Source organism: Pleomorphomonas carboxyditropha (assembly GCF_002770725.1).
Classification (GTDB): Bacteria; Pseudomonadota; Alphaproteobacteria; order Rhizobiales; family Pleomorphomonadaceae; genus Pleomorphomonas; species Pleomorphomonas carboxyditropha.
The window spans coordinates 98,549-119,883 of sequence record NZ_NQVN01000011.1 but is presented as its reverse complement, the minus strand read 5'-3'; the positions used below and the strand labels follow the sequence as shown (position 1 = coordinate 119,883).

Sequence of the window (21,335 nt, the reverse complement as noted above, 5' to 3'; positions counted from 1 at the left end):
TCAGAAGGTCTGCCCGGCGGCGATCGCCAGGTGTTCGACCACCGGCCCGAGCGCCAGCGCCGGGAAGAAGGTGAGGCCGCCGACGATGACGATCACGCCCGTCAGGAGGCCGACGAACAATGTGCCATCGGTGGGGAAGGTGCCGGCCGACGCCGGAACCGTCTTCTTGGCGGCGACCGAGCCGGCGATCGCCAGCGCCGGAACGATCACCAGGAAGCGGCCCATCAGCATGGCGACGCCGAGGGTGACGTTGTACCAGGGCGTGTTGCCGGTGAGGCCGCCGAAGGCCGAGCCGTTGTTGGCCGCCGCCGAGGTGTAGGCGTAGAGGATTTCCGAAAAGCCGTGCGGCCCGGCGTTGGCGACCGAGGCGACGCCGGTCGGCAGCACCACCGCCACTGCCGCGAAGCCGAGCATGGCGAGCGGCAGGCAGAGCACGGCCAGCATGGCCATCTTCACTTCCTTGGCCTCGATCTTCTTGCCGAGATACTCGGGGGTGCGGCCGACCATCAGGCCGGCGACGAAGATGGCGATCACCACGAACATCAGGATGCCGTAGAAGCCGGCGCCCACGCCGCCGACGATGATCTCGCCGAGCATCATGTTGATCAGCGGGATCATGCCGCCGAGCGCCATGAAGCTGTCGTGCATGGCATTGACCGCGCCGCAGGAGGCGGCGGTGGTGACGACGGCGAACAGCGCCGACAGCGCCGTGCCGAAGCGGGCTTCCTTGCCTTCCATGTTGCCGCCGTCGATGCCGAGGGCATGGACCAGCGGATTGCCGGCCGCCTCGGCCCAGTAGCAGACCGCGACGCCGGCGAGGAACAGGGCGCCCATGGCGGCGAAGATGGCCCAGCCCTGCTTCTCGTTGCCGACCATGCGGCCGAAGACGTTGGTCAGCGCCGCGCCGATGGCGAAGATCGCCACCATCTGGATCAGGTTGGAAATGGCGTCGGGATTCTCGAAGGGATGGGCGGCGTTGGCGTTGAAGAAGCCGCCGCCGTTGGTGCCGAGCATCTTGATGGCGATCTGCGAGGCGACCGGTCCGACGGCGATGGTCTGCCTCGCACCCTCCAGCGTCGTCGCATCGACCGAACCGCCCAGCGTCTGCGGCATGCCGAGCCAGACGAAAACCAGTGTCATGACGATCGACAGCGGCAGCAGCAGGTAGAGCGTGCCGCGCGTCAGGTCGACCCAGAAGTTGCCCACCGTCCGCACCGACTTGCGGGCAAAGGCGCGGATCAGCGCCATGGCCAGCGCGATGCCGGTGGCCGCCGACAGGAAGTTCTGCACGGTCAGCCCCAGCATCTGGGCGAGATAGGACATGGTGGTTTCGCCGCCGTAGTTCTGCCAGTTGGTGTTGGTCACGAAGCTGACGGCGGTGTTGAAGGCGAGCTCCGGCGGCACATTGGTCATGCCGGCCGGGTTGAGCGGCAGGGAGCCCTGAAGGCGCAGCACCAGATAGAGCAGCAGGAAGCCGAGAAGGTTGAACAGCAGCATGGCCACCGCGTAGGCGGTCCAGTGCTGCTCCTCCCGCTCGCTGGTACCGGCGAGGCGGTAGAGACCGCGTTCGACCGGGCCGAGGAGCAGCGACAGCGGCGTTCGCTCGCCGGCGAAGACGGCGGTCATGTAGCCGCCCAGCGGCCGGGCGAGCAGAACGACGATCCCGCAGAAGACGAGGATCTGTATCCATCCGTTGATGGTCATGGGAAAATTCCTGGCCGGGTGCTGTCTAGATCGTCACGCGTCCTGACGGACGCGGAGTGACGATCTAGTTTCTTGTTATCGCGTCGGATTTTCCGAAAACCGGAGTCCACTTTTCGGTCCGATGCTCTAGAAGCGTTCGGGGCGGACTAGGGCGTAAATCAGATAGCCGCAGAGGAACGCCGCGGTGGCGGCGCCCAGGATGTATTCGAACAGCATGGCCGATACTCCGAGGGTCAAAGTCGTTCGCAGGCTCGGACGTAGCCGAGCATCAGTGCGAAAAAGGCGATGCCTGAAAGCGACAGGACGATATCCATCTTTGGAACTCCCAGGTCGATCCGGGGCGGTGGTTCGCCTTTGACCGTCCGAAGGCTTCACCGCGCACGAATTCATCTCCCGTCTCGCCGCGACGGCCGGCGGGCGGATCACGAAGTCTGGTCATAAGGTAGGGTCGAACCGCATAGGGGTTCGAGACGGAGCGGAGAGCGAGGATATTAAAATGTCATAGGGATCGCGGGTGCCGAGCTCATCCGGCAATTGCCTCTTGTCGCGCGAAGTGATCTAGATTCAGCTCTCGATCATGCGTCAGGGGGCAGCGGTGAAGATCACGGTCATCGGCATGGGAGCGGTCGGCACCGAGGTGGTCGGCCATCTTCTCAACAGCGGCGTCGCCTCGGAAATCGTGGTGATCGATCAGGCCGGCGCCAAGGCGCAGGCCGAGATCTGGGACTTCTCGCACACCACGTCCTTCATCTACGCCCAGAACCCCCGCCTCATCGCCGGCGATTACGCGGATTCCGCCGGCAGCGACATCGTAGTGATCACCGCCGGCGCCCAGATCAAGCCCGGGCAGACGCGCGACGCGCTGGCCCAGATCAACAGCGCCATCATGAAGTCGGTCATCGCCGAGGTGGAGCGGACGTCGCCGGGCGCCATCGTGCTGATGGTCACCAACCCCGTCGACATCCTGGTGCAGGTGGTGCTGCGCCACTCGTCCTTCCCGAAGGAGCGGGTGATCAGCCTCGGCACCATCGTCGACACCGCCCGCTTCATGCGCATCGTCAGCGAGCACGTGGCGATCGACCCCAAGAACATCTTCGGCTGGGTGCTCGGCGACCACAGCGACACCGGCTTCATTCCCTGGAGCCTCTGCAACGTCTGCGGCCTCGACGTCGACAGCTATTGCGAGCTGAACGGCCTGCCGCCGATCGATCGCACCGAGGTCAGGCGGCGGGTGCTGCAGATCGGCCTCGACATCTTCGCCGGCAAGGGCAACACCAACCACGGCATCGCTGCCTCGGTGTTCCGCATCATCCGGGCGATTGCCGGCAACGAACGCTCGGTGCTGCCGGTCGGCACGCTGTTGCAGGGCGAATACGGCGTCTCCGACGTGGTGATGAGCGTGCCCTGCGTCATCGGCCGCGCCGGCCGCGAGGCCATCGTCGCCTGCCGCTTCACCGATGAGGAGCAGGCGGCCTTCGAGGCCTCGCACGCCCACGTGCTGGCGCTGCTGGCACAGGCCGAGGCGCAGACGGCCGGGTAGATCGTCTACGCCCAGACCGTCAGATATCGAGCCGCGTCAGCCTCAGCGCCCGGCCGTCGGTGGCGACGAGATCGTCCATCGCTCTTTCCAGCGCGTCGCGATCCTCGACGCCGCGCAGCATGCGCCCGGCCAGCTTATCGAAGCGGCCGGCGGCGATGTCGGCGATCAGGGCGGCGGCCCGGTCCGGCGGGATGTCGACGCCCTCGTCGAACAGCCGCTCGATGCCGGGCAGGTGCTTCCTGCCCTCGTCCGAATAGAGCTGGAGCTCGGTCATGGCGGTGCGTACCAGCCCCGGATCGACGGCGAAGGCATGGACGCCGGCGTCCTTCACGGTGTCGTCGAGGCACTCGGTGAAGCGCATGATCGCCGCCTTGCTCGCGGCATAGCCGGAGCCGTTGGGAAAGCTGGTGCCGGTGCCGCCGCCGACCAGATTGACGATGCGGCCGCGACCGCGGGCGCGCAGGAGCGGCGCCACGGCGCGGCAGGTGTGGAAGGTGCCGCGCAGGTTGATCTCGATATCGCTCCACCAGGTATCGGGATCGCAGTCCCAGATCGGGCCGAACGCCCGGAAGGAGCCATGGTTGTTGACCAGCGTGTCGATCGGCCCGAGTTCGGCACTGACGCGGGCGACGGCCGCCTCGACGGCGGTCCGATCGACGAGATCGACCGGAACGGCGATCGCCTTGCCGCCTTCGGCGGCGATCAGGGCGGCGGTCTCCTCGATCTCGCGAGCAGTGCGGGCAAGGGCCGCGACCCTGGCGCCGGCACGCGCCTGATGAAGGGCGATTTCCCGCCCGATGCCTCGGCCGGCGCCGGTGACGACTGCGACCGTTCCTTCGAGATTGGCCATGGCGTTTCCTCCGCAAGGACAGGCTACGTCGCGGAGCCGTCCGCATCAAGCGGGCGCGGCAGAACAGCGACCTCGGCAAACTTGTTCAGGCTGTAGCCCGGTCGGTCCGCAACACCATGAGGCCGGCGACGACGATGATCGCCGCGCCGATCCAGGTGAACAGCTCCACCGAGGCGCCGAACACCAGCCAGCCGTTGAGCGCGCCCCAGAAGATCAGGCAATATTGGAAGGGGGCGACGAAGGAGGCGGCGCCGACGCGGTAGGCCCGGACGATCAGGAAATTGCCGGCAAACAGGCAGAAGCCGCCGATGAGGATGAGCGCCGCCTCGCCGGCGGTGACGGCCGGAAAGCCGGTGGTCGACAGCGTCACGAGGCCGCTGCAGATCGCCAGGATGACCATCGGGCTGATGACCAGCGCGAGATCGGATTCGCGCGGCGCGGCGACGCGGATCATCACCAAGGTCACCGCGAAGATCAGCGCCGATCCGGCGGCGGCGAAATGACCGAGGCCGAAGCCCATGGCGCCGGGGCGGAAGGCGACGAGCACGCCGACGAAGCCGAGCACGATGCCGGCCGCCACCAGCGGCGACGGCCGTTCGCCGAGCGTGGCGATGGCGATCACCGACACGAAGATCGGCGCGAGGAAGGTGAGAACATAGACGTCGGCGAGCGGGATGGCCGAGAAGGCGTAGTAGACGATCGCCGTTTCGCTGGCGAGCAGGGCGCCGCGGCCGAGCGTGAAGGCCGGGGTCGCCGGCACGAGCGCGCGCCCCTGGCCTTTCAGGACGGCGTAAAGCGCGATGAACAATGTCGCCGCGCCGGTGATCATCGCCGTCACGGCCGGAACGGGCAGGAACTGGGTCTCGTATTTGACGATGGTGTCGGCGATCGAGAAGATGCCGAAGGCGCAGACCGCCAGCACGGCGCCCTTGACGTTATCGCTGAGGATCAAGACGGCTCTCCAAGCATGGCGGCCGCCTTGAGCGTCCGGATGCGGTCGGGATCGGCGATGCGCCGCTCGGCCGGCCCGAAGCCGAAGCGACGGATATCCTTATCATTTGTCTCGGCACGGGCGCAGGACGAATGCAGCCAGCCTGCGCGCGTGGCGCGACGGATGGCGGCGGCATTCTCCGGCCGGACGCCGCTGCCGGCCATGATGTCGATGCGGCCGGCGGCGCGCTCCACCATGGCGGCGACGACGGCGGCGCCGGCTTCGGCGATGAGGGCTCCGCCGGAGGTCAGGATGCAGTCGAAGCCGAGCTCGACGGCGAGGTCGACGGAAGCGACGGGATCGGGCAGCAGGTCGACGACGCGGTGCAGCGTCCTGCCGAGGCCGCCGGCCGCCGCGACGAGGCGGGCCAGGACCGGTTTGTCGAGTTCGCTGTCCGCCGTCGTCGCGCCGAGCACGACGCCGGCAAGGCCGGCCGCCCGCACCGCCGCAATGTCGGCCAACATGGCATCGACCTCCGCCTCGGTGAAACGGAAGTCGCCGGCACGCGGCCGGATCATGGCGCGGGCCGGCACGGCGGATTGCGCGGCGGCGGCGATCAGGCCGGGCGACGGGGTGAGGCCGCCGAGATCGAGCGCCGAGCAGAGCTCGATGCGATCGGCGCCGCCGGCGGCGCAGGCGTCGAGGCCGAGAACGTCGTCGATGCAGACTTCGAGGCGGACGGTCATGACGGGGCGGTTTCCGATACGTGCAGCGCGGCGCCGACGAGGCCCTTTTCTGGTCCGGCCTCGGTGGGCACGCAGAGCGCCGTCGCCCGGCGGCCGAGCGTGCGCGCCCGGACTTCGGCGTCGATGGCGGCGATCAGCGCCGGGTTGCGGGCCAGGCCGCCGCCGATCGGCACGATGTCGGGATCGAGGATATTGACCGTGTTGGCAAGCGCGCCGCCGACCACGTCGAGATAGACGTCGAGCGTCCGCACGGCATCCGGCTCGCCCTGCTGCCAGGCGGCGAGAATGGCGGGGCTGTCCGCCTCGATGTCCGAGAGATGGCGATGCAGGCGTTCGAGGCCGCGCGCCCCGCCCAGGGTGTCGACGCAGCCGGGCTGGCCGCAGCCGCAGCGGACGATCGGCAGGGCGGCGCCGGTGCGGGTCGCCGCCGCCGGGCCATGGCCCCATTCGCCGGCGCTGCCGGTCGCGCCCATGACGAGCCGGCCGTTCAACACGAAGGCGCCGCCGACGCCGGTGCCGACGATCACCGCGAACACCGACGCGTGCCCCTTGCCGAGGCCGGTGGTGGCTTCGGCCAGCGCGAAGGCCTTGGCGTCGTTGAGCACGCGCACGCGCCGGCCGAGACGCGCCTCGAGGTCGCCGGCAAGCGGCCTTCCATCGGCGCAGGGAATGTTGGCGACGGTGAGCCGGCCGTCGCGCGGATCGACCACGCCGGCGATGGAAATGCCGATCGGCTCATCGCCAGGCCCGGCGAGATCGGCGATGGCGGCGCAGAAGGCGTCGTAGTCGCGGATGGGCGTCGGCACGCGGCCGATTTCGCTGGCCGTCATGTCGGCGCCGACCCGCGCCGCCGCGATTTTCGTGCCGCCGATGTCGAAGGCTATGACCATGCGTTCCTCTCCGAGATTCGGAGGCGGAGGCTATCACCAAAGCGGATCGGAAAGCGACGGGCGCGGGTGTGACGCAATCACGTAGCACGGCTCCTTGTTTGTTTCATTATATGAGTATATTATAATATACAATCTAAACGGAGATGCCTGATGACCCTCGATCGCGCCGTTCTCGTCTTCGCCGGCAGCGTGCTGCTCGTCTCGCTGCTGCTCACCTATTTCGTCTCGCCGTACTTCATGTGGCTGACGGCTTTCGTCGGTTGCAACCTCATCCGGTCGGCGTTCACCGGGTTCTGTCCGGCGGCGATCGTCTTCCGCAAGCTTGGCGTCAAGCCTGGCACCGCCTTCTGATCGGGAACTCGCGATGCGCCTCTTCCTTGCCGGGTTCGTTTCGCTTTGTCTTGTCTCGCCGGCCGAGGCGGGAACGCTGGTCGTCCAGCCGGTTGCCGTTCCGGAATGGAAGGCGGTCTACGGCCGTGTCGAGGCGCGCGACAGCCTCGCCGCACGGGCTCGGGTCGGCGGCACGCTGGTGTCGCTCGACGTATCGGAAGGTGACCCGGTGAAGGCCGGGCAGCGCATCGCGGTCGTGCGCGACGACAAGATCGACTTCCAGATTTCGGCGCTCGATGCGCAGCTGAAGGCGCTCGGGGCGCAATTGCAGAACGCGGAAGCCGAGCTGGCGCGCGGCCAGACGCTGGTCGACAAGGGCGTCAGTACCAGCCAGCGGCTGGATCAGCTTCGAACGCAGGTCGAGGTGTTCCGCGGCCAGATCGCCGCCGCCGAGGCGCAGCGGCAAGTGGTCGTCCAGCAGGGCGCCGAGGGCGACGTTCTTGCTCCTGCCGACGGCAAGGTTTTGACCGTGCCGGTCACCAGGGGATCGGTGGTGATGGCCGGCGAGACTGTCGTCACCCTGGGCGGCGGCGGTTTCTTCCTGCGGCTTTCCATTCCCGAGCGTCACGCCGCTCTCCTCGAACAGGGGGCTTCGCTGGCCGTCGAAGCGACGGGCGGCACCCTGGAGGGGCGGCTTGCCAAGCTCTACCCGCAGATCGAGGGCGGGCGCGTCACCGCCGATGTCGAGGTGCCGAACCTGCCGACCGATTTCGTCGACGCCCGCCTTCTGGTGCGCGTCCCCGTCGGCACGCGGCAGGCCATCTCGGTGCCGGCCGATGCCATTACCAGCCGGTCTGGCATCGACACGCTGCGCGTCGTTTCGGACAGCGGAGAGGCCGACCGAACCGTGGTGCTCGGCGAACGGCATGATGGGCAGGTGGAAATCCTGTCCGGCCTCGCCGCCGGCGACACGGTGGTGCTGCCATGAGGCTCGGTATCGCCGGCCGTCTCACCCATGCCTTCATCGGCTCGGCGCTGACGCCGCTGTTCCTGCTGGCCGCCTTCGCGGTGGGCCTCGTCGCCTTGGTGACGCTGCCGCGCGAGGAGGAGCCGCAGATCTCGGTGCCGATGGTCGATATCCACGTCTCGGCCCCCGGGCTCAGGGCGGAGGATGCCGAAAAGCTGGTCACCGAGCCGCTCGAGACCATCGTCAAGGCCATCGACGGCGTCGAGCACGTCTACTCGCAGACCTACGACGAGCGGGTGCTGGTCACCGCCCGCTTCCTGGTCGGCACCTCGGCGGACGCGGCGGTGCTGCGCGTTCACGACCGGATTCGCGCCAATCTCGACCGCATTCCGGTCGGTATCGCCGAGCCGAGAATCGTTGGCCGCGGCATCGATGATGTCGCCATCGTCACGCTGACGCTGTCGCCGAAGCCGGAGACGGCCGCTTCGGTCAGCGCTGCCGACCTTACGCGCATCGCCAGGGAACTTCGCGGCGAGATCGCCAAGGTCGACGACGTCGGTCTTACCTATCTGGTGGGGGAAACCGGCGACGCTATCCGCATCGCGCCGGATCCTGCCCGGCTTGCCCTCTACGGCGTGACGCTGCAGCAGTTGTCGGCCAAGGTCACCGCCGCCAACAGGTCGTTTCCGGCCGGCATGGTGCGCGACGGCGGCGAGGGGATCCAGGTGGTCGCGGGTGAGACGCTGCAATCGCCGGCGGAGATCGCCAACCTCCTGCTGACGGCCCGCGACGGCCGTCCGGTCTATGCGCGCGACGTCGCCGACGTCTCTTTCGCTCAGGATACCGCCGATCTCTATGTGTCCACCGTTCGGAAGGCTGTCGGCGGTTCGATCGAGCGGTTGCCGGCCGTGACGCTGGCCGTTGCCAAGCGGGCCGGCGCCAACGCCGTGACGGTCGCCCATGACGTCCTCGCCCGCGTCGATAGCCTCGAAGGCAACCTCATTCCGGACAGCCTCACCGTCGAGGTGACGCGCGACTACGGCGAGACGGCCAACGAGAAGGCCAACGAACTGCTGTTTCATCTCGGCCTGGCGACACTGTCGATCATCGCCCTCGTGTGGGTGACGATCGGTTTCCGCGAGGCGGTGGTGGTGGCAGTGGTCATTCCGGTCACCATCCTGCTCACGCTGTTCGCCGCCAAGGTGATGGGCTACACCCTCAACCGCGTCTCCTTGTTCGCGCTGATCTTCTCGATCGGCATCCTGGTCGACGATGCCATCGTCGTCATCGAGAACATTGCCCGCCACACAGCGATGCGTGACGGTCGCAGCCGTCGGGAGGCGGCCGTCGATGCCGTTGCCGAGGTGGGTAATCCGACCATCGTCGCGACGCTGACCGTCGTGGCGGCGCTCTTACCGATGCTGTTCGTTTCCGGCATGATGGGGCCATATATGAGCCCCATCCCGGCCAATGCCTCGGCGGCGATGATCTTTTCGTTCTTCGTCGCGGTGATCGTCACGCCCTGGCTGATGCTGAAGGTGGCTGGGAACGGTCCGGTGCATCATCATCACGGCGATGGCGCAGGGGGCGCTCTGGGGCGGACTTATGCCGCCGTGGCGCGGCCGATCCTGGCGAGCAGGCGGAGGAGCCTTGCGTTTCTCTTGGCCGTCGGTGTGCTGACGCTCGGCTCTCTGACGCTGTTCTACACCAAGCACGTCACCGTCAAGCTCTTGCCCTTCGACAACAAGGCGGAACTCGCCGTCACCATCGATCTGCCGGAAGGTTCCGCAGTGGAAGCGACCGACGCGGTAGCCCAGGCGGTGGCGAAAGTGGCACTCGATTTGCCGGAGGTGGTGTCCGTTCAGACGCACGCCGGCGCGGCGGCGCCCTTCAACTTCAACGGACTCGTCCGTCATTCCTATCTGCGTGCCGAACCGCAGCTCGGCGACGTGCAGGTCAACCTGACGGCCAAGGGCAAACGCGACAGGGCCTCGCACGACATCGCCCTCGATCTCAGGCAGCGGGTCATGGCATTGACGGTGCCGGCCGGCACGTCGCTGAAGGTGGTCGAGCCGCCGCCGGGGCCGCCGGTGATGGCCACGTTGCTCGCCGAAATCTACGGCCCGGACGCCGATACGCGCCGTCGGACGACCGAGAAGGTCGAGGCCGCCTTCCGCGAGGTGCCCTTCATCGTCGATGTCGACAATTCCTTCGGCGTGCCGGCCCGGCGGCTCCGGGTGACGATTTCCACCGACGATCTCGACTTCTTCCATGTCGAGGAGAGCGACGTGTTCGATACGCTGGCCATCCTGGGCGGCGCGTCGACGGTCGGCTATTCGCACCGGGGCGGTGGCCGTGCGGCCATTCCCATCGTCGTCGAGCGGCCGAAGGGCGAGAAGGTGCTTGATGAAACGGCCCTGACTACGCCCATTCCGGCCAATGTGCTGCCGGGCGACCGTGGTGTCGTCGAACTCGGCGACGTGGTGCGGGTGAGCGAGGAGAGGGCGTCCTTCCCGATCTTCCGCCACAATGGCCGCTTCGCCGAGATGGTAACGGCCGAACTGGCCGGTACTTTTGAGGCTCCCCTTTACGGCATGCTGGCGGTGCAGGAGGCCCTCGACCGGCAGGACTGGACGGGCCTCGCAAAGCCGGCGATCGCCTTGCACGGCCAACCGGCCGACGAGAGCCGATCGACGCTGCTTTGGGATGGCGAGTGGGAAGTGACCTGGGTGACCTTCCGCGATATGGGAGCCGCCTTCGCCATTGCCATTCTCGGCATCTACATTTTGGTGGTGGCGCAGTTCGGCTCTTTCAAGCTGCCGCTGGTCATCCTGACGCCGATCCCGCTCACCTTCATCGGCATCCTCGGCGGGCATTGGCTGTTCCATGCGCCGTTCACGGCCACGTCGATGATCGGCTTCATCGCGCTCGCCGGCATTATCGTGCGCAACTCGATCCTGCTCGTCGACTTCATCCGCCACGCGCCGCGCGAGGTCACAGTGACGGACGAGGAGGGCGGATCCCGTGTGGCGCGGCGATCACTTGCCGATATCCTGATCGAAGCCGGTTCGATCCGCTTCAAGCCGATCCTTTTGACGGCGCTCGCCGCCATGATCGGCGCGGCGGTGATCCTGACGGATCCGATCTTTCAGGGGCTCGCCATATCGCTGTTGTTCGGCCTTGCGTCGTCGACGCTGCTCACCGTGCTGGTCATTCCGGCCATCTACCGGCTGCTTCGAAGCTGACAGCCGTTGTTGCCGGCGGTATTTTTCGTTATTGGCGGGCGGAACGAAACCCCTCTCTCCAACTCTCCCCCACAAGGGGGGAGAGGGCTCGTTGAGCCAACCAGTGCATGCTTCCCGGCAAATAGGTTCTGACGGGAACCAAGCGGTGCCCTCTCCCCCCTTGTGGGGGAGAGTTGGAGAGAGGGGTGGGAAACAAGGCGCATCAGAAAAAGGCGCCCGGAGAGCAAAGCCCAGCCGATGACCCAGCCCTTCTCCTTCCGCCTTCTTGCCACCGACGGCCGGGCGCGCCGTGGCGAGATCTTGACGCCGCACGGCGTCGTCCGCACGCCGGCCTTCATGCCGGTCGGCACGCTCGGCACGGTGAAGGCGATGTTCATGGACGACGTCAAGGCGACCGGCGCCGACGTCATCCTCGGCAATACCTACCATCTGATGCTGCGGCCCGGCGCCGAGCGGGTGGCGGCGCTCGGCGGCCTGCATAAATTCTCCACCTGGGACAAGACCATCCTGACCGACAGCGGCGGCTTCCAGGTGATGTCGCTCGCCAAGCTCCGGCGGATGGACGAGCAGGGCGTCACCTTCCAGAGCCACATCGACGGCAGCCGCCATGAGCTGACGCCGGAGCGTTCCATCGAGATCCAGGGTCTTCTCGGCTCCGACATCCAGATGCAGCTCGACGAGTGCGTCCGCCTGCCGGCCGAGCCGAAGGAGGTCGAGCGCGGCATGCGCCTCTCCCTCCGCTGGGCCGAGCGGTCGCGCCGGCAGTTCGAGGCGATGGGCGGACCCCAGAAAGGGCAGGGGCTCTACGGCATCGTGCAGGGCGGCGACGTGTCGTCGCTGCGCGGAATAAGCGCCCGCGAACTGTCCGCCATGCCCTTCGAGGGCTATTCGGTGGGCGGGCTCGCGGTCGGCGAGCCGCAGGCGGTGATGCTTGAGATGATCGACGTCGTCGATCCCATCCTGCCGCAGGGCAAGCCGCGCTACCTGATGGGCGTCGGCACGCCCGACGACATCATCGAGAGCGTGGCGCGCGGCATCGACCAGTTCGACTGCGTCATGCCGACGCGGGCCGGCCGCCACGGCCTAGCCTACACCCGCTTCGGCAAGCTCAACTTCAAGAACGCCCGCCACATGGACGATCCCCGGCCGATCGACCCGACCTCGGACTGTCCGGCGGCCCGCGACTATTCGCGCGCCTATATCCATCACCTCGTGCGCACCGGCGAGTCGCTCGGCGCCATGCTGCTCACCTGGGTCAATGTCGCCTATTATCAGTCACTGATGGCCGGCATCCGCGACGCCATCGAGGCCGGCCGCTTCGAGGCGTTCAAGGCCGAGACCAAGGCCGCCTGGGCGCGGGGAGAAAACGGATGACCCTTTACGACCGTCTCGTCGAAGCCAGCGCCGACGACTGGCGCGCCTATGTCGAGCATCCCTTCGTGGAGATGATGGCGGCCGGCACGCTGCCCGAGGCGGCTTTCCGCCACTATCTCGTCCAGGACTACCTGTTCCTGATCCAGTTCGCCCGCGCCTATGCGCTCGCCGCCTACAAGGGACGGACGATGGAGGAGATGCGCTACGGCCTCGACGGCCTCCGCGCCATCCTCGACGGCGAGATGGCGCTGCATGTGAAATACTGCGCCGGCTGGGGCCTGACGCCCGCCGATCTCCAGGCGGCCGACGAGGACATGCCGACCACCGCCTATACCCGCTTCGTGCTCGACTGGGGCGTTCGCGGCGATCTCCTCGACCTGCACGTGGCGCTCGCGCCCTGCATGATCGGCTACGCGGTGATCGCCCGCCGGCTCGCCGCCGTGCCCGGCGCGCTCGCCGGGAGCAATCCTTACGCGCCGTGGATCGCCGAGTATGCCGGCGACGGCTACCAGCAACTGGCTGCTTCCACCGTCGCCCATCTCGACGCGCTTTCCGGCGGCGCGGTGGGCGAGGCGCGCTTCCGCCAGCTCGCCGGCATCTTCGCGCAAGCGAGCCGGCTCGAGACCGCCTTCTGGCAGATGGGACTCGACAGGGCGTGATGTTCGCTTTATGTTCTCGCCGTTCGATGGTGGGGGCAAGCATGGCGGACGACGGCTTTCGGGAATTTCTGCGCGATCTGATGGAGCCGCTCGGCGGCGTTGCCTTCCGCAAGATGTTCGGCGGCCTTTCGATCTATCAGGACGGCATGGTGTTCGCGCTGGAGATCGACGGCAGCCTCTATTTCAAGGTCGACGACGAGACGCGCGGCCGCTTCGTCGCCGAGGATTGCCCGCAGTTCGAATATACCACCAAGGACGGCCGGACGGCGCAGATGCCCTATTGGCGGGCGCCGGAACGGCTCTACGACGAGCCGGACGAGTTCCTCGACTGGTGCCGCGCGGCGGTCGGCGTCGCCCGGCGCAGTGAGGCGGCGAAAGCCGAGGAAAAGGCGCGCAAGGCGAGCCGGAAACGCAAGGCGGCGGCCGATACCCATTGATACACTTCGGCACCGTCGCGATAAGATCATGACGCGGCGGAGTGGTAGGAGGAAGGGAGCCCAAGGGGCTGGTTTTCCCTGATTTTTTCCTATCGAGTCTCCCGCCATGTCCGCCAAAGAAACCCTGTTTCGCTATGCCACGCCGCTGACCACCTGGCTGTTCCTGATCTCGCTGGTGTCCGGCGTCGCGCTGTTCTTCCACGTCGGCAACCGGTATTTCCATGCCATGCACGAGATCCTGTCGATGGCGCTGATCGTGCCGTTCGGGCTGCACGTCTGGCGCAACTGGCGAACGCTGATGGGCTATTTCCGCCGCTCGGCCATGTGGATCTCGACCGCCGTCTGCCTCGCGGCGGCCGTCGCCTTCGCCTATGCGGGCGCCGGCGAGGGGCGTGGCGGCGGCAATCCCCGCATGGCCGCCTTCGGCGCGCTCAACAACGCCTCGGTGACGGCGCTGGCCGCGCTGGCCCGCACCGACGAGGCGACGGTGACCGGGCGGCTCAAGGCGATCGGCGTCGAGGTGACGTCGGCGGAAGACACGGTGGCCGGGCTCGCCAGGGCGTCCGGCCGCGACGGCTTCGAGCTGCTGAACGCGGCACTGGCGCCGGCTCAAGCCGGCGGCCGGCCGGCGCCCTGAGCCCGGCAAAGCCGGCAAACTCGACCAAAGGGGAGGTTCATCACGAATCCTCCCCTTTTTGCTTTGTGCCTGCGGGGAAGTTTGCTATGGAGACCCCGCTTCGAGCATCGGAGGCGATGGTCGGTGCGGTTTCGATCGCGGGCGTGGTGGAATTGGTAGACACGCTGGATTTAGGTTCCAGTGGCGAAAGCCGTGGGGGTTCAAGTCCCTTCGCCCGCACCAGATCGGCCCGCCGTGATCGAGGGTGATGCGGTCGGTGTCAGGTACGCCTCCGTGGCGTCCCGCCGGTGGTGAAGACAGAATTGAACCGCTTCTTCGGACCGGGCCGGCTGGGAAGACCGCCGGCATGGTCCCGCGAGGCGTTCTCGGGATCAGAGACGAAAGAACACATCCATGCAGGTGACTGAAACCTCGACCGAAGGCCTGAAGCGCGAGCTCAAGATCGTCGTCACGGCCTCCGAACTCGCCGAAAAGCTCGATGCCTATCTCGAGGATCTGAAGGGGCGCGCCCAGATTCGCGGCTTCCGCCCGGGCAAGGTTCCCAAGGCTCACCTCAAGAAGCTCTATGGCAAGTCGGCCATGGCCGAGATCGTCAACACCGTGATCGGCGAGACGTCGAACAAGGCCCTGGAGGAGCGTTCCGAGAAGGCGGCCATGCAGCCGCAGATCACGCTCTCCGACGAGGACGCCGAGAAGATCCTGTCGGGCGACCTCGACCTCGCCTATGACCTCGCCTACGAGATCGTGCCGGAATTCGAGCTGGCGCCGGTCGACGACATCGCCATCGAGCGGCCGGTGGTCGAGGTGCCCGATTCGGAAGTCGAGGAGCGCCTGACCCAGATCGCCGAGGGCGCCCGCTCCTACGTCGCCCGCGAGGAAGGCGCCGCCGCCGAGAACGGCGACCGGCTGACCATCTCCTACCTCGGCAAGATCGACGGCGAGCCCTTCGACGGCGGCGCCGACGACCGCGCCGCCATCTTCCTCGGCCAGGGCCGCTTCATCCCCGGCTTCGAGGAGCAGTTGATCGGCCTCAAGGTCGGCGACAAGAAGGTCATCGAAGTGACCTTCCCCGAGGACTACCAGGCCAAGCATCTGGCCGGCAAGCCGGCCACCTTCGACATCGAGGTGTTCGAGGTCGCCGCCCCGGGCGAGCTGAAGCTCGACGACGACTGGGCCAAGACGCTCGGCATGGACAACCTCGACGCGCTGAAGGACATCGTCAAGCAGCAGATCGAGTCCCAGAACGGCGCCCAGACCCGCCAGAAGGTGAAGCGCCAGCTGCTCGACGCCCTCGACGCGCAGTATTCCTTCGAGCTGCCGGCGACGCTGGTGGAGCAGGAATTCAACGCCATCTGGAATCAGGTCGAGGCCGAGATGAAGTCGGCCGGCAAGACCTTCGAGGACGAGGACACCACCGAGGAGAAGGCCCGCGCCGACTATCGCAAGATCGCCGAGCGCCGCGTCCGTCTCGGCCTCGTGCTGTCGAAGTTCGGCGAGCGCGAGAAGGTGCAGGTCAACGAGCAGGAGCTGCAGCGCGCCCTGATCGAGCGCGCCCGCCAGTTCCCCGGCCAGGAGAAGGCGGTGTTCGACTTCTACCGTCGCGACGCCAACGCGCTCGCCTCGCTGCAGGCGCCGGTGTTCGAGGAGAAGGTGGTCGACGTCCTTCTCGGCCTGATCAAGGTCACCGACAAGACGGTAAGCAAGGAAGAGCTGTTCAAGGACGACGAGGAGCCGGCCGTCTGACCGGCCTCTCCGCATCTCCTGCGGCGAATTCCGCGGCCGGGGCGTCACCGCCCCGGCCCGTTGCGTTTTGTGGCGATCAGCCCTGCATGTGGTTCCGGCCGCTTGCAGAGTTTGCCGGCGATGCATAAGTGGCCTTCATGGGGAGGTTCCCCGGAGATGTGCGGAGCGTGGAAAGGCCATACACCATGCATCGAAAATTCAGAGGCTTTGGTGTAGCCAATTGCCGGGTTGGGATGTAACGATCACGGCAAGAGTGATTTGCAGGCGACGCCACCGCTGCTCCACAAAGCCCCTTCAGGGGTCTGGAAGAGCGGTTCGTCCGTCGAACGCCGAGGGAACGTATGAAGGATCCTGTCGATTTCACCATGAGCACGCTGGTCCCGATGGTCGTCGAGCAGACGAACCGCGGCGAGCGCGCCTATGATATTTTCTCGCGCCTCCTCAAGGAGCGGATCATCTTCATCACCGGCGGCATCGATGACGGTGTGGCGACGCTGGTCAGCGCCCAGCTTCTGTTCCTCGAGTCGGAGAATCCCAACAAGGAGATCTCCCTCTACATCAATTCTCCCGGCGGTTATGTGACGGCGGGCCTCGCCATCTACGACACCATGCAGTTCATCCGCCCGAAGGTGGCGACGCTCTGCATCGGCCAGGCGGCGTCCATGGGCTCGCTGCTGCTGACGGCGGGCGAGGCGGGCATGCGCTTCTCGCTGCCCAACGCGCGCATCATGGTGCACCAGCCGTCGGGCGGCTTCCGCGGCCAGGCGGCGGACATCATGCTGCACGCCCAGGAGATCCTGAAGCTGAAGCGCCGTCTCAACGAGATCTATGTCCGTCATACTGGCCGGGATCTTGCAGCGGTCGAAGAGGCGCTGGAGCGCGACAATTTCATGGATGCCGAGGCGGCCAAGGCGTTCGGCCTTGTCGACGACGTCATCACCAAGCGGGCGACTCCAGAGCTGCCCTGAGAAAGAGGTTTGCCGGCGCCGTTGGCGGCGGCGCACTGAGATCGGTATGTTAAAGCTATCTTGAGTTCTTGCGGCGCAGCATGCGCAGGTGGCGGTTCCGGCGGATTCGGTCACGCGGCAAGGGTTCGAGAGGGAAGGTTCGGTCCGGCAATCCGCCCTCGGGCGGGGCGGTGGACCGTCCGTCAACCGAGCGGGAATGATTGGATGACCAAGGTTAGCGGCGAGTCGAAGAACACCCTCTACTGTTCGTTCTGCGGCAAGAGCCAGCATGAAGTCCGCAAGCTCATCGCGGGACCGACGGTGTTCATCTGCGATGAATGCGTCGAGCTCTGCATGGACATCATCCGCGAGGAGTCGAAGTCCAATCTCGTGAAGTCGCGCGACGGCGTGCCGACGCCTTCGGAAATCCGCAAGGTGCTCGATGACTACGTCATCGGCCAGGACAAGGCCAAGAAGGTGCTGGCGGTGGCCGTCCACAACCACTACAAGCGCCTCAACCACGCGACGAAGAACAACGACGTCGAGCTGGCCAAGTCGAACATCATGCTGATCGGCCCGACCGGTTCGGGCAAGACGCTGCTGGCCCAGACGCTGGCCCGTATCATCGACGTGCCGTTCACCATGTCCGACGCGACGACGCTGACCGAGGCCGGTTACGTCGGCGAGGACGTCGAGAACATCATCCTGAAGCTGCTTCAGGCCGCCGACTACAACGTCGAGCGCGCCCAGCGCGGCATCGTCTATATCGACGAGGTCGACAAGATCTCCCGCAAGTCCGACAATCCGTCGATCACCCGCGACGTGTCGGGCGAGGGCGTGCAGCAGGCGCTCCTGAAGATCATGGAAGGCACGGTCGCCTCGGTGCCGCCGCAGGGCGGCCGCAAGCATCCGCAGCAGGAGTTCCTGCAGGTCGACACCACCAACATCCTGTTCATCTGCGGCGGCGCTTTCGCCGGCCTCGAGAAGATCATCTCGGCGCGCGGCAAGTCGACGTCGATCGGCTTCCAGGCGCAGGTGACGGCCCCCGAGGACCGGCGCACCGGCGAGCTGTTCGCCCAGGTGGAGCCGGAAGACCTGCTGAAGTTCGGCCTGATCCCGGAATTCGTCGGCCGCCTGCCGGTGCTCGCCACGCTCGAAGACCTCGACGAGGCGGCGCTGGTGATCATCCTGACCGAGCCGAAGAACGCCCTGGTCAAGCAGTACCAGCGCCTGTTCGAGATGGAGAACGTCAAGCTGTCCTTCCAGGACGACGCGCTCTCGGCGATCGCCCGCAAGGCGATCGACCGCAAGACCGGCGCCCGCGGCCTGCGCTCGATCATGGAGGGCATCCTGCTCGAGACCATGTACGAGCTGCCGAACCTCGAGGACGTGACGGAAGTGGTGATTTCCGCCGACGTCATCGCCGGCAAGGCCAAGCCGATCTACGTCTATGGCGAGCGGCTCGACGATACGGGCACGGGTGCCTGACAGCTTTCTCCGGGCGGCGACCGACCGTTTGCCGCCCGCTTTCCCGGCTCACCGGGCCGGGAGCGTCGTGCGTCGGGCCATGGACGCTGTCGTGTCAAGGCCTTGAAAGCACAGTCGCCGCGATCCATGTATCCGCTTACGCGGCGGCAACGGAAACGGGAAAGGCGCCCGGCTTCGCGCCCATGATGGGGCGGACCGGACGGCCACGCAGCGGATCACCTCGACCGATCCTCTCGCCCGTTGCCGAATTCGAGCCTTCCGGTCGTCCGGCCGGCGGCCCTTGCCGTAAACCGCGTGCGACGGACGCCGGCGCCGAAAGGCCGAGCCGGCGGGCCACCAGAAAGGAAACCACCCCATGGCCGTATCCATTTCAACGACCGGCGCCGAACGGGACGTCTTCCCAGTCCTGCCGCTTCGCGACATCGTCGTTTTCCCGCACATGATCGTGCCGCTGTTTGTCGGCCGCGAGAAGTCCATCCGCGCCCTCGAAGAAGTGATGACGGCCGACAAGCAGATCCTGCTGGCGACCCAGAGGAACGCCTCCGACGACGATCCCGCCTCCGCCGACATCTACACGGTCGGCACGCTGGCAACGGTGCTGCAGCTCCTCAAGCTGCCCGACGGCACGGTGAAGGTGCTGGTGGAAGGCGCCCGGCGGGCCGAGGTGATCAATTTCATCGACCGCTCCGACTACTTCGAGGCCGAGGTGCGCCCGATCGAGGAAGTGGAGAGCGACCGCGTCGAGGTCGAGGCGCTGGCCCGCTCGGTGCTGGTCGAGTTCGACAACTACGTCAAGCTGAACAAGAAGGTGTCTCCCGAGGTGCTCGGCACCATCAAGGAGATCGACGACTATGCCAAACTCGCCGACACCATCGCCAGCCACCTCGCCGTCAAGATCTCCGAGAAGCAGGAAGTCCTCTCCCTGAAGTCGGTGGTCGAGCGGCTCGAGCGCGTGCTCGGCCTGATGGAGAGCGAGATTTCCGTCCTGCAGGTGGAAAAGCGCATCCGCAGCCGCGTCAAGCGGCAGATGGAGAAGACGCAGCGCGAGTACTATCTCAACGAGCAGATGAAGGCGATCCAGAAGGAGCTCGGCGACGGCGAGGAAGGCAAGGACGAGCTGGCCGAGCTCGAGGAGCGCATCAAGCGGACCAAGCTCTCCAAGGAGGCGCGCGAGAAGGCGACGACCGAGCTGAAGAAGCTCAGGCAGATGTCGCCGATGTCGGCCGAAGCCACCGTGGTGCGCAACTATCTCGACTGGATTCTCGGCATTCCCTGGAAGAGCCGTTCCAAGACCCGCGACGACCTCGCTTACGCCGAGGCGGTGCTGAACGAGGACCACTTCGGCCTCGACAAGGTCAAGGAGCGCATCATCGAGTATCTGGCGGTGCAGAGCCGCGCCAACAAGCTGAAGGGGCCGATCATCTGCCTCGTCGGCCCGCCGGGCGTCGGCAAGACCTCGCTCGCCAAGTCGATCGCCAAGGCGACCGGCCGCGAATACGTGCGCATGTCGCTGGGCGGCGTGCGTGACGAGGCGGAAATCCGCGGCCACCGCCGCACCTACATCGGCTCGATGCCCGGCAAGGTCATCCAGTCGATGAAGAAGGCGAAGAAGTCCAACCCGCTGTTCCTGCTCGACGAGATCGACAAGATGGGCATGGACTTCCGCGGCGACCCGTCGTCGGCCCTGCTGGAGGTCCTGGACCCCGAGCAGAACCACACCTTCATGGACCACTATCTGGAGGTGGAATACGACCTCTCCGACGTGATGTTCGTGACGACGGCCAACACGCTGAACATCCCCGGCCCGCTGATGGACCGCATGGAGATCATCCGCATCGCCGGCTACACCGAGGACGAGAAGGTCGAGATCGCCAAAAGGCACCTGCTGCCGAAGTCGATCGCCGACCATGGCCTCAGGGCGGGCGAGTACGAGATCACCGACGACGCCATCCGGGCGGTGATCCGCCAGTACACCCGTGAGGCGGGCGTCCGTAACCTCGACCGCGAGATGATGTCGCTCGCCCGCAAGGCGGTGACCGAGCTCCAGAAGTCGAAGGGCCTGTTGAAGTCGGTCACGGTGACGCCGGAGAAGGTGGAACAGTATCTCGGCGTGCCGCGCTTCCGGCACGGCGAGGCCGAGGGCACCGATCAGGTCGGCGTCGTCACCGGTCTTGCCTGGACCGAGGTCGGCGGCGAGCTGCTCACCATCGAAAGCGTGCGCCTGCCCGGCAAGGGCCGCATGACGGTGACCGGCAACCTCAAGGACGTGATGAAGGAATCGATCTCGGCGGCGGCGTCCTACGTCCGCTCGCGGGCCATCGATTTCGGCATCGAGCCGCCGCTGTTCGACAAGCGCGACATCCACGTGCACGTGCCGGAGGGCGCGACGCCGAAGGACGGCCCGTCGGCCGGCATCGCCATGGTCACCTCGATCGTGTCGGTGATGACCGGCGTGCCGGTGCGCCACGACGTCGCCATGACCGGCGAAATCACCCTGCGCGGCCGCGTGCTGCCGATCGGCGGCCTCAAGGAAAAGCTGCTCGCCGCTCACCGCGGCGGCATCAAGACGGTGCTGATCCCCGACGAGAACGCCAAGGATCTCGCCGACATTCCCGAGAACGTCCGGAACGGCATGGAAGTCATCCCGGTCGCCCATATGGACGACGTGCTGAAGGTGGCGCTGGTGCGGCCGCTGGAGCCGATCACCTGGGACGAATCGAAGGAAGTGACCTCCGCGCCGGTCGCCGATGGCGAAGCGGGCGATTTGGCGGCGATCACCGCGCACTGAACCAACACGGGACACTTGTCCAGAAAATTCGCGACCCGGGCCTCCAAAGCCCGGGTCTT

General features: G+C 66.6%; 18 protein-coding genes and 1 tRNA gene. 13 read left to right on the top strand and 6 right to left on the bottom strand.

All coding sequences use genetic code 11. The features are described 5' to 3' along the window. The gene (gene kdpA / locus CJ014_RS16495) at positions 1 to 1,704 is read right to left on the bottom strand and encodes a potassium-transporting ATPase subunit KdpA (RefSeq protein ID WP_100081582.1); all 1,704 of its coding nucleotides are present in this window, start codon (positions 1,702 to 1,704) and stop codon (positions 1 to 3) included. Between the two features lie 126 nt (positions 1,705 to 1,830). After that, positions 1,831 to 1,920 carry a K(+)-transporting ATPase subunit F gene (gene kdpF, locus CJ014_RS16490; RefSeq protein ID WP_100081581.1) on the bottom strand — a complete coding sequence of 30 codons (90 nt, stop codon included), beginning with the start codon at positions 1,918 to 1,920 and terminating at the stop codon, positions 1,831 to 1,833. A 379-nt stretch (positions 1,921 to 2,299) separates the two neighbouring features. Here kdpF and CJ014_RS16485 point away from each other — a divergent pair, with 379 nt between their 5' ends. After that, complete coding sequence (locus CJ014_RS16485) at positions 2,300 to 3,244, top strand: lactate/malate family dehydrogenase (RefSeq protein WP_207765775.1); 945 nt, start codon at positions 2,300 to 2,302, stop codon at positions 3,242 to 3,244. Positions 3,245 to 3,263: 19 nt separating this feature from the next. Here the strand turns inward: CJ014_RS16485 and CJ014_RS16480 are convergent, their stop codons facing one another. The 4 genes from CJ014_RS16480 to CJ014_RS16465 all read right to left on the bottom strand — a co-directional run bounded on the left by CJ014_RS16480 (position 3,264) and on the right by CJ014_RS16465 (position 6,661). After that, positions 3,264 to 4,094 (bottom strand): SDR family NAD(P)-dependent oxidoreductase, encoded by an 831-nt coding sequence (locus tag CJ014_RS16480; protein ID WP_100081579.1) that lies wholly within the window; start codon positions 4,092 to 4,094, stop codon positions 3,264 to 3,266. An 85-nt stretch (positions 4,095 to 4,179) separates the two neighbouring features. Continuing rightward, positions 4,180 to 5,046 carry a DMT family transporter gene (locus CJ014_RS16475; RefSeq protein ID WP_100081578.1) on the bottom strand — a complete coding sequence of 289 codons (867 nt, stop codon included), beginning with the start codon at positions 5,044 to 5,046 and terminating at the stop codon, positions 4,180 to 4,182. Then, positions 5,043 to 5,771, bottom strand: a complete 729-nt coding sequence (locus CJ014_RS16470; RefSeq protein ID WP_100081577.1) for a copper homeostasis protein CutC — start codon at positions 5,769 to 5,771, stop codon at positions 5,043 to 5,045. The genes CJ014_RS16475 and CJ014_RS16470 overlap by 4 nt, the downstream gene beginning before the upstream one ends. Further along, positions 5,768 to 6,661: an ROK family protein gene (locus CJ014_RS16465; protein WP_100081576.1), complete on the bottom strand. Its 894-nt coding sequence runs from the start codon at positions 6,659 to 6,661 to the stop codon at positions 5,768 to 5,770. Before CJ014_RS16465 ends, CJ014_RS16470 begins: the two co-directional genes overlap by 4 nt. Positions 6,662 to 6,811: 150 nt before the next feature. Here CJ014_RS16465 and CJ014_RS16460 point away from each other — a divergent pair, with 150 nt between their 5' ends. The 12 genes from CJ014_RS16460 to lon all read left to right on the top strand — a co-directional run bounded on the left by CJ014_RS16460 (position 6,812) and on the right by lon (position 21,276). After that, positions 6,812 to 7,012, top strand: a complete 201-nt coding sequence (locus tag CJ014_RS16460) for a YgaP family membrane protein (RefSeq protein ID WP_100081575.1) — start codon at positions 6,812 to 6,814, stop codon at positions 7,010 to 7,012. A gap of 13 nt (positions 7,013 to 7,025) precedes the next feature. After that, positions 7,026 to 7,979 carry an efflux RND transporter periplasmic adaptor subunit gene (locus CJ014_RS16455; RefSeq protein ID WP_100081574.1) on the top strand — a complete coding sequence of 318 codons (954 nt, stop codon included), beginning with the start codon at positions 7,026 to 7,028 and terminating at the stop codon, positions 7,977 to 7,979. Further along, the gene (locus CJ014_RS16450; RefSeq protein ID WP_100081573.1) at positions 7,976 to 11,203 is read left to right on the top strand and encodes an efflux RND transporter permease subunit; all 3,228 of its coding nucleotides are present in this window, start codon (positions 7,976 to 7,978) and stop codon (positions 11,201 to 11,203) included. Before CJ014_RS16455 ends, CJ014_RS16450 begins: the two co-directional genes overlap by 4 nt. Before the next feature lie 237 nt (positions 11,204 to 11,440). Next, positions 11,441 to 12,577 (top strand): tRNA guanosine(34) transglycosylase Tgt, encoded by a 1,137-nt coding sequence (gene tgt, locus CJ014_RS16445; RefSeq protein ID WP_100081572.1) that lies wholly within the window; start codon positions 11,441 to 11,443, stop codon positions 12,575 to 12,577. Continuing rightward, the gene (gene tenA / locus CJ014_RS16440) at positions 12,574 to 13,236 is read left to right on the top strand and encodes a thiaminase II (RefSeq protein ID WP_100081571.1); all 663 of its coding nucleotides are present in this window, start codon (positions 12,574 to 12,576) and stop codon (positions 13,234 to 13,236) included. The genes tgt and tenA overlap by 4 nt, the downstream gene beginning before the upstream one ends. Before the next feature lie 41 nt (positions 13,237 to 13,277). Beyond that, complete coding sequence (locus tag CJ014_RS16435; protein ID WP_165790868.1) at positions 13,278 to 13,673, top strand: TfoX/Sxy family protein; 396 nt, start codon at positions 13,278 to 13,280, stop codon at positions 13,671 to 13,673. A gap of 106 nt (positions 13,674 to 13,779) precedes the next feature. Continuing rightward, positions 13,780 to 14,310: a DUF4405 domain-containing protein gene (locus CJ014_RS16430; protein WP_100081569.1), complete on the top strand. Its 531-nt coding sequence runs from the start codon at positions 13,780 to 13,782 to the stop codon at positions 14,308 to 14,310. A 137-nt stretch (positions 14,311 to 14,447) separates the two neighbouring features. Further along, positions 14,448 to 14,532: transfer RNA gene (locus CJ014_RS16425), tRNA-Leu, on the top strand. Positions 14,533 to 14,703: 171 nt separating this feature from the next. Next, positions 14,704 to 16,053 carry a trigger factor gene (tig, locus tag CJ014_RS16420; protein WP_100081568.1) on the top strand — a complete coding sequence of 450 codons (1,350 nt, stop codon included), beginning with the start codon at positions 14,704 to 14,706 and terminating at the stop codon, positions 16,051 to 16,053. A 341-nt stretch (positions 16,054 to 16,394) separates the two neighbouring features. Continuing rightward, the gene (locus tag CJ014_RS16415; protein ID WP_100081567.1) at positions 16,395 to 17,021 is read left to right on the top strand and encodes an ATP-dependent Clp protease proteolytic subunit; all 627 of its coding nucleotides are present in this window, start codon (positions 16,395 to 16,397) and stop codon (positions 17,019 to 17,021) included. Positions 17,022 to 17,225: 204 nt separating this feature from the next. Then, a complete protein-coding gene (gene clpX, locus CJ014_RS16410) occupies positions 17,226 to 18,488 on the top strand; it encodes an ATP-dependent Clp protease ATP-binding subunit ClpX (RefSeq protein ID WP_100081566.1) in 1,263 nt (420 codons plus the stop codon). A 355-nt stretch (positions 18,489 to 18,843) separates the two neighbouring features. Then, on the top strand, positions 18,844 to 21,276 hold the full coding sequence (lon, locus tag CJ014_RS16405) for an endopeptidase La (RefSeq protein ID WP_100081565.1): 2,433 nt from the start codon (positions 18,844 to 18,846) through the stop codon (positions 21,274 to 21,276). The last annotated feature ends 59 nt before the right edge of the window (positions 21,277 to 21,335 follow it).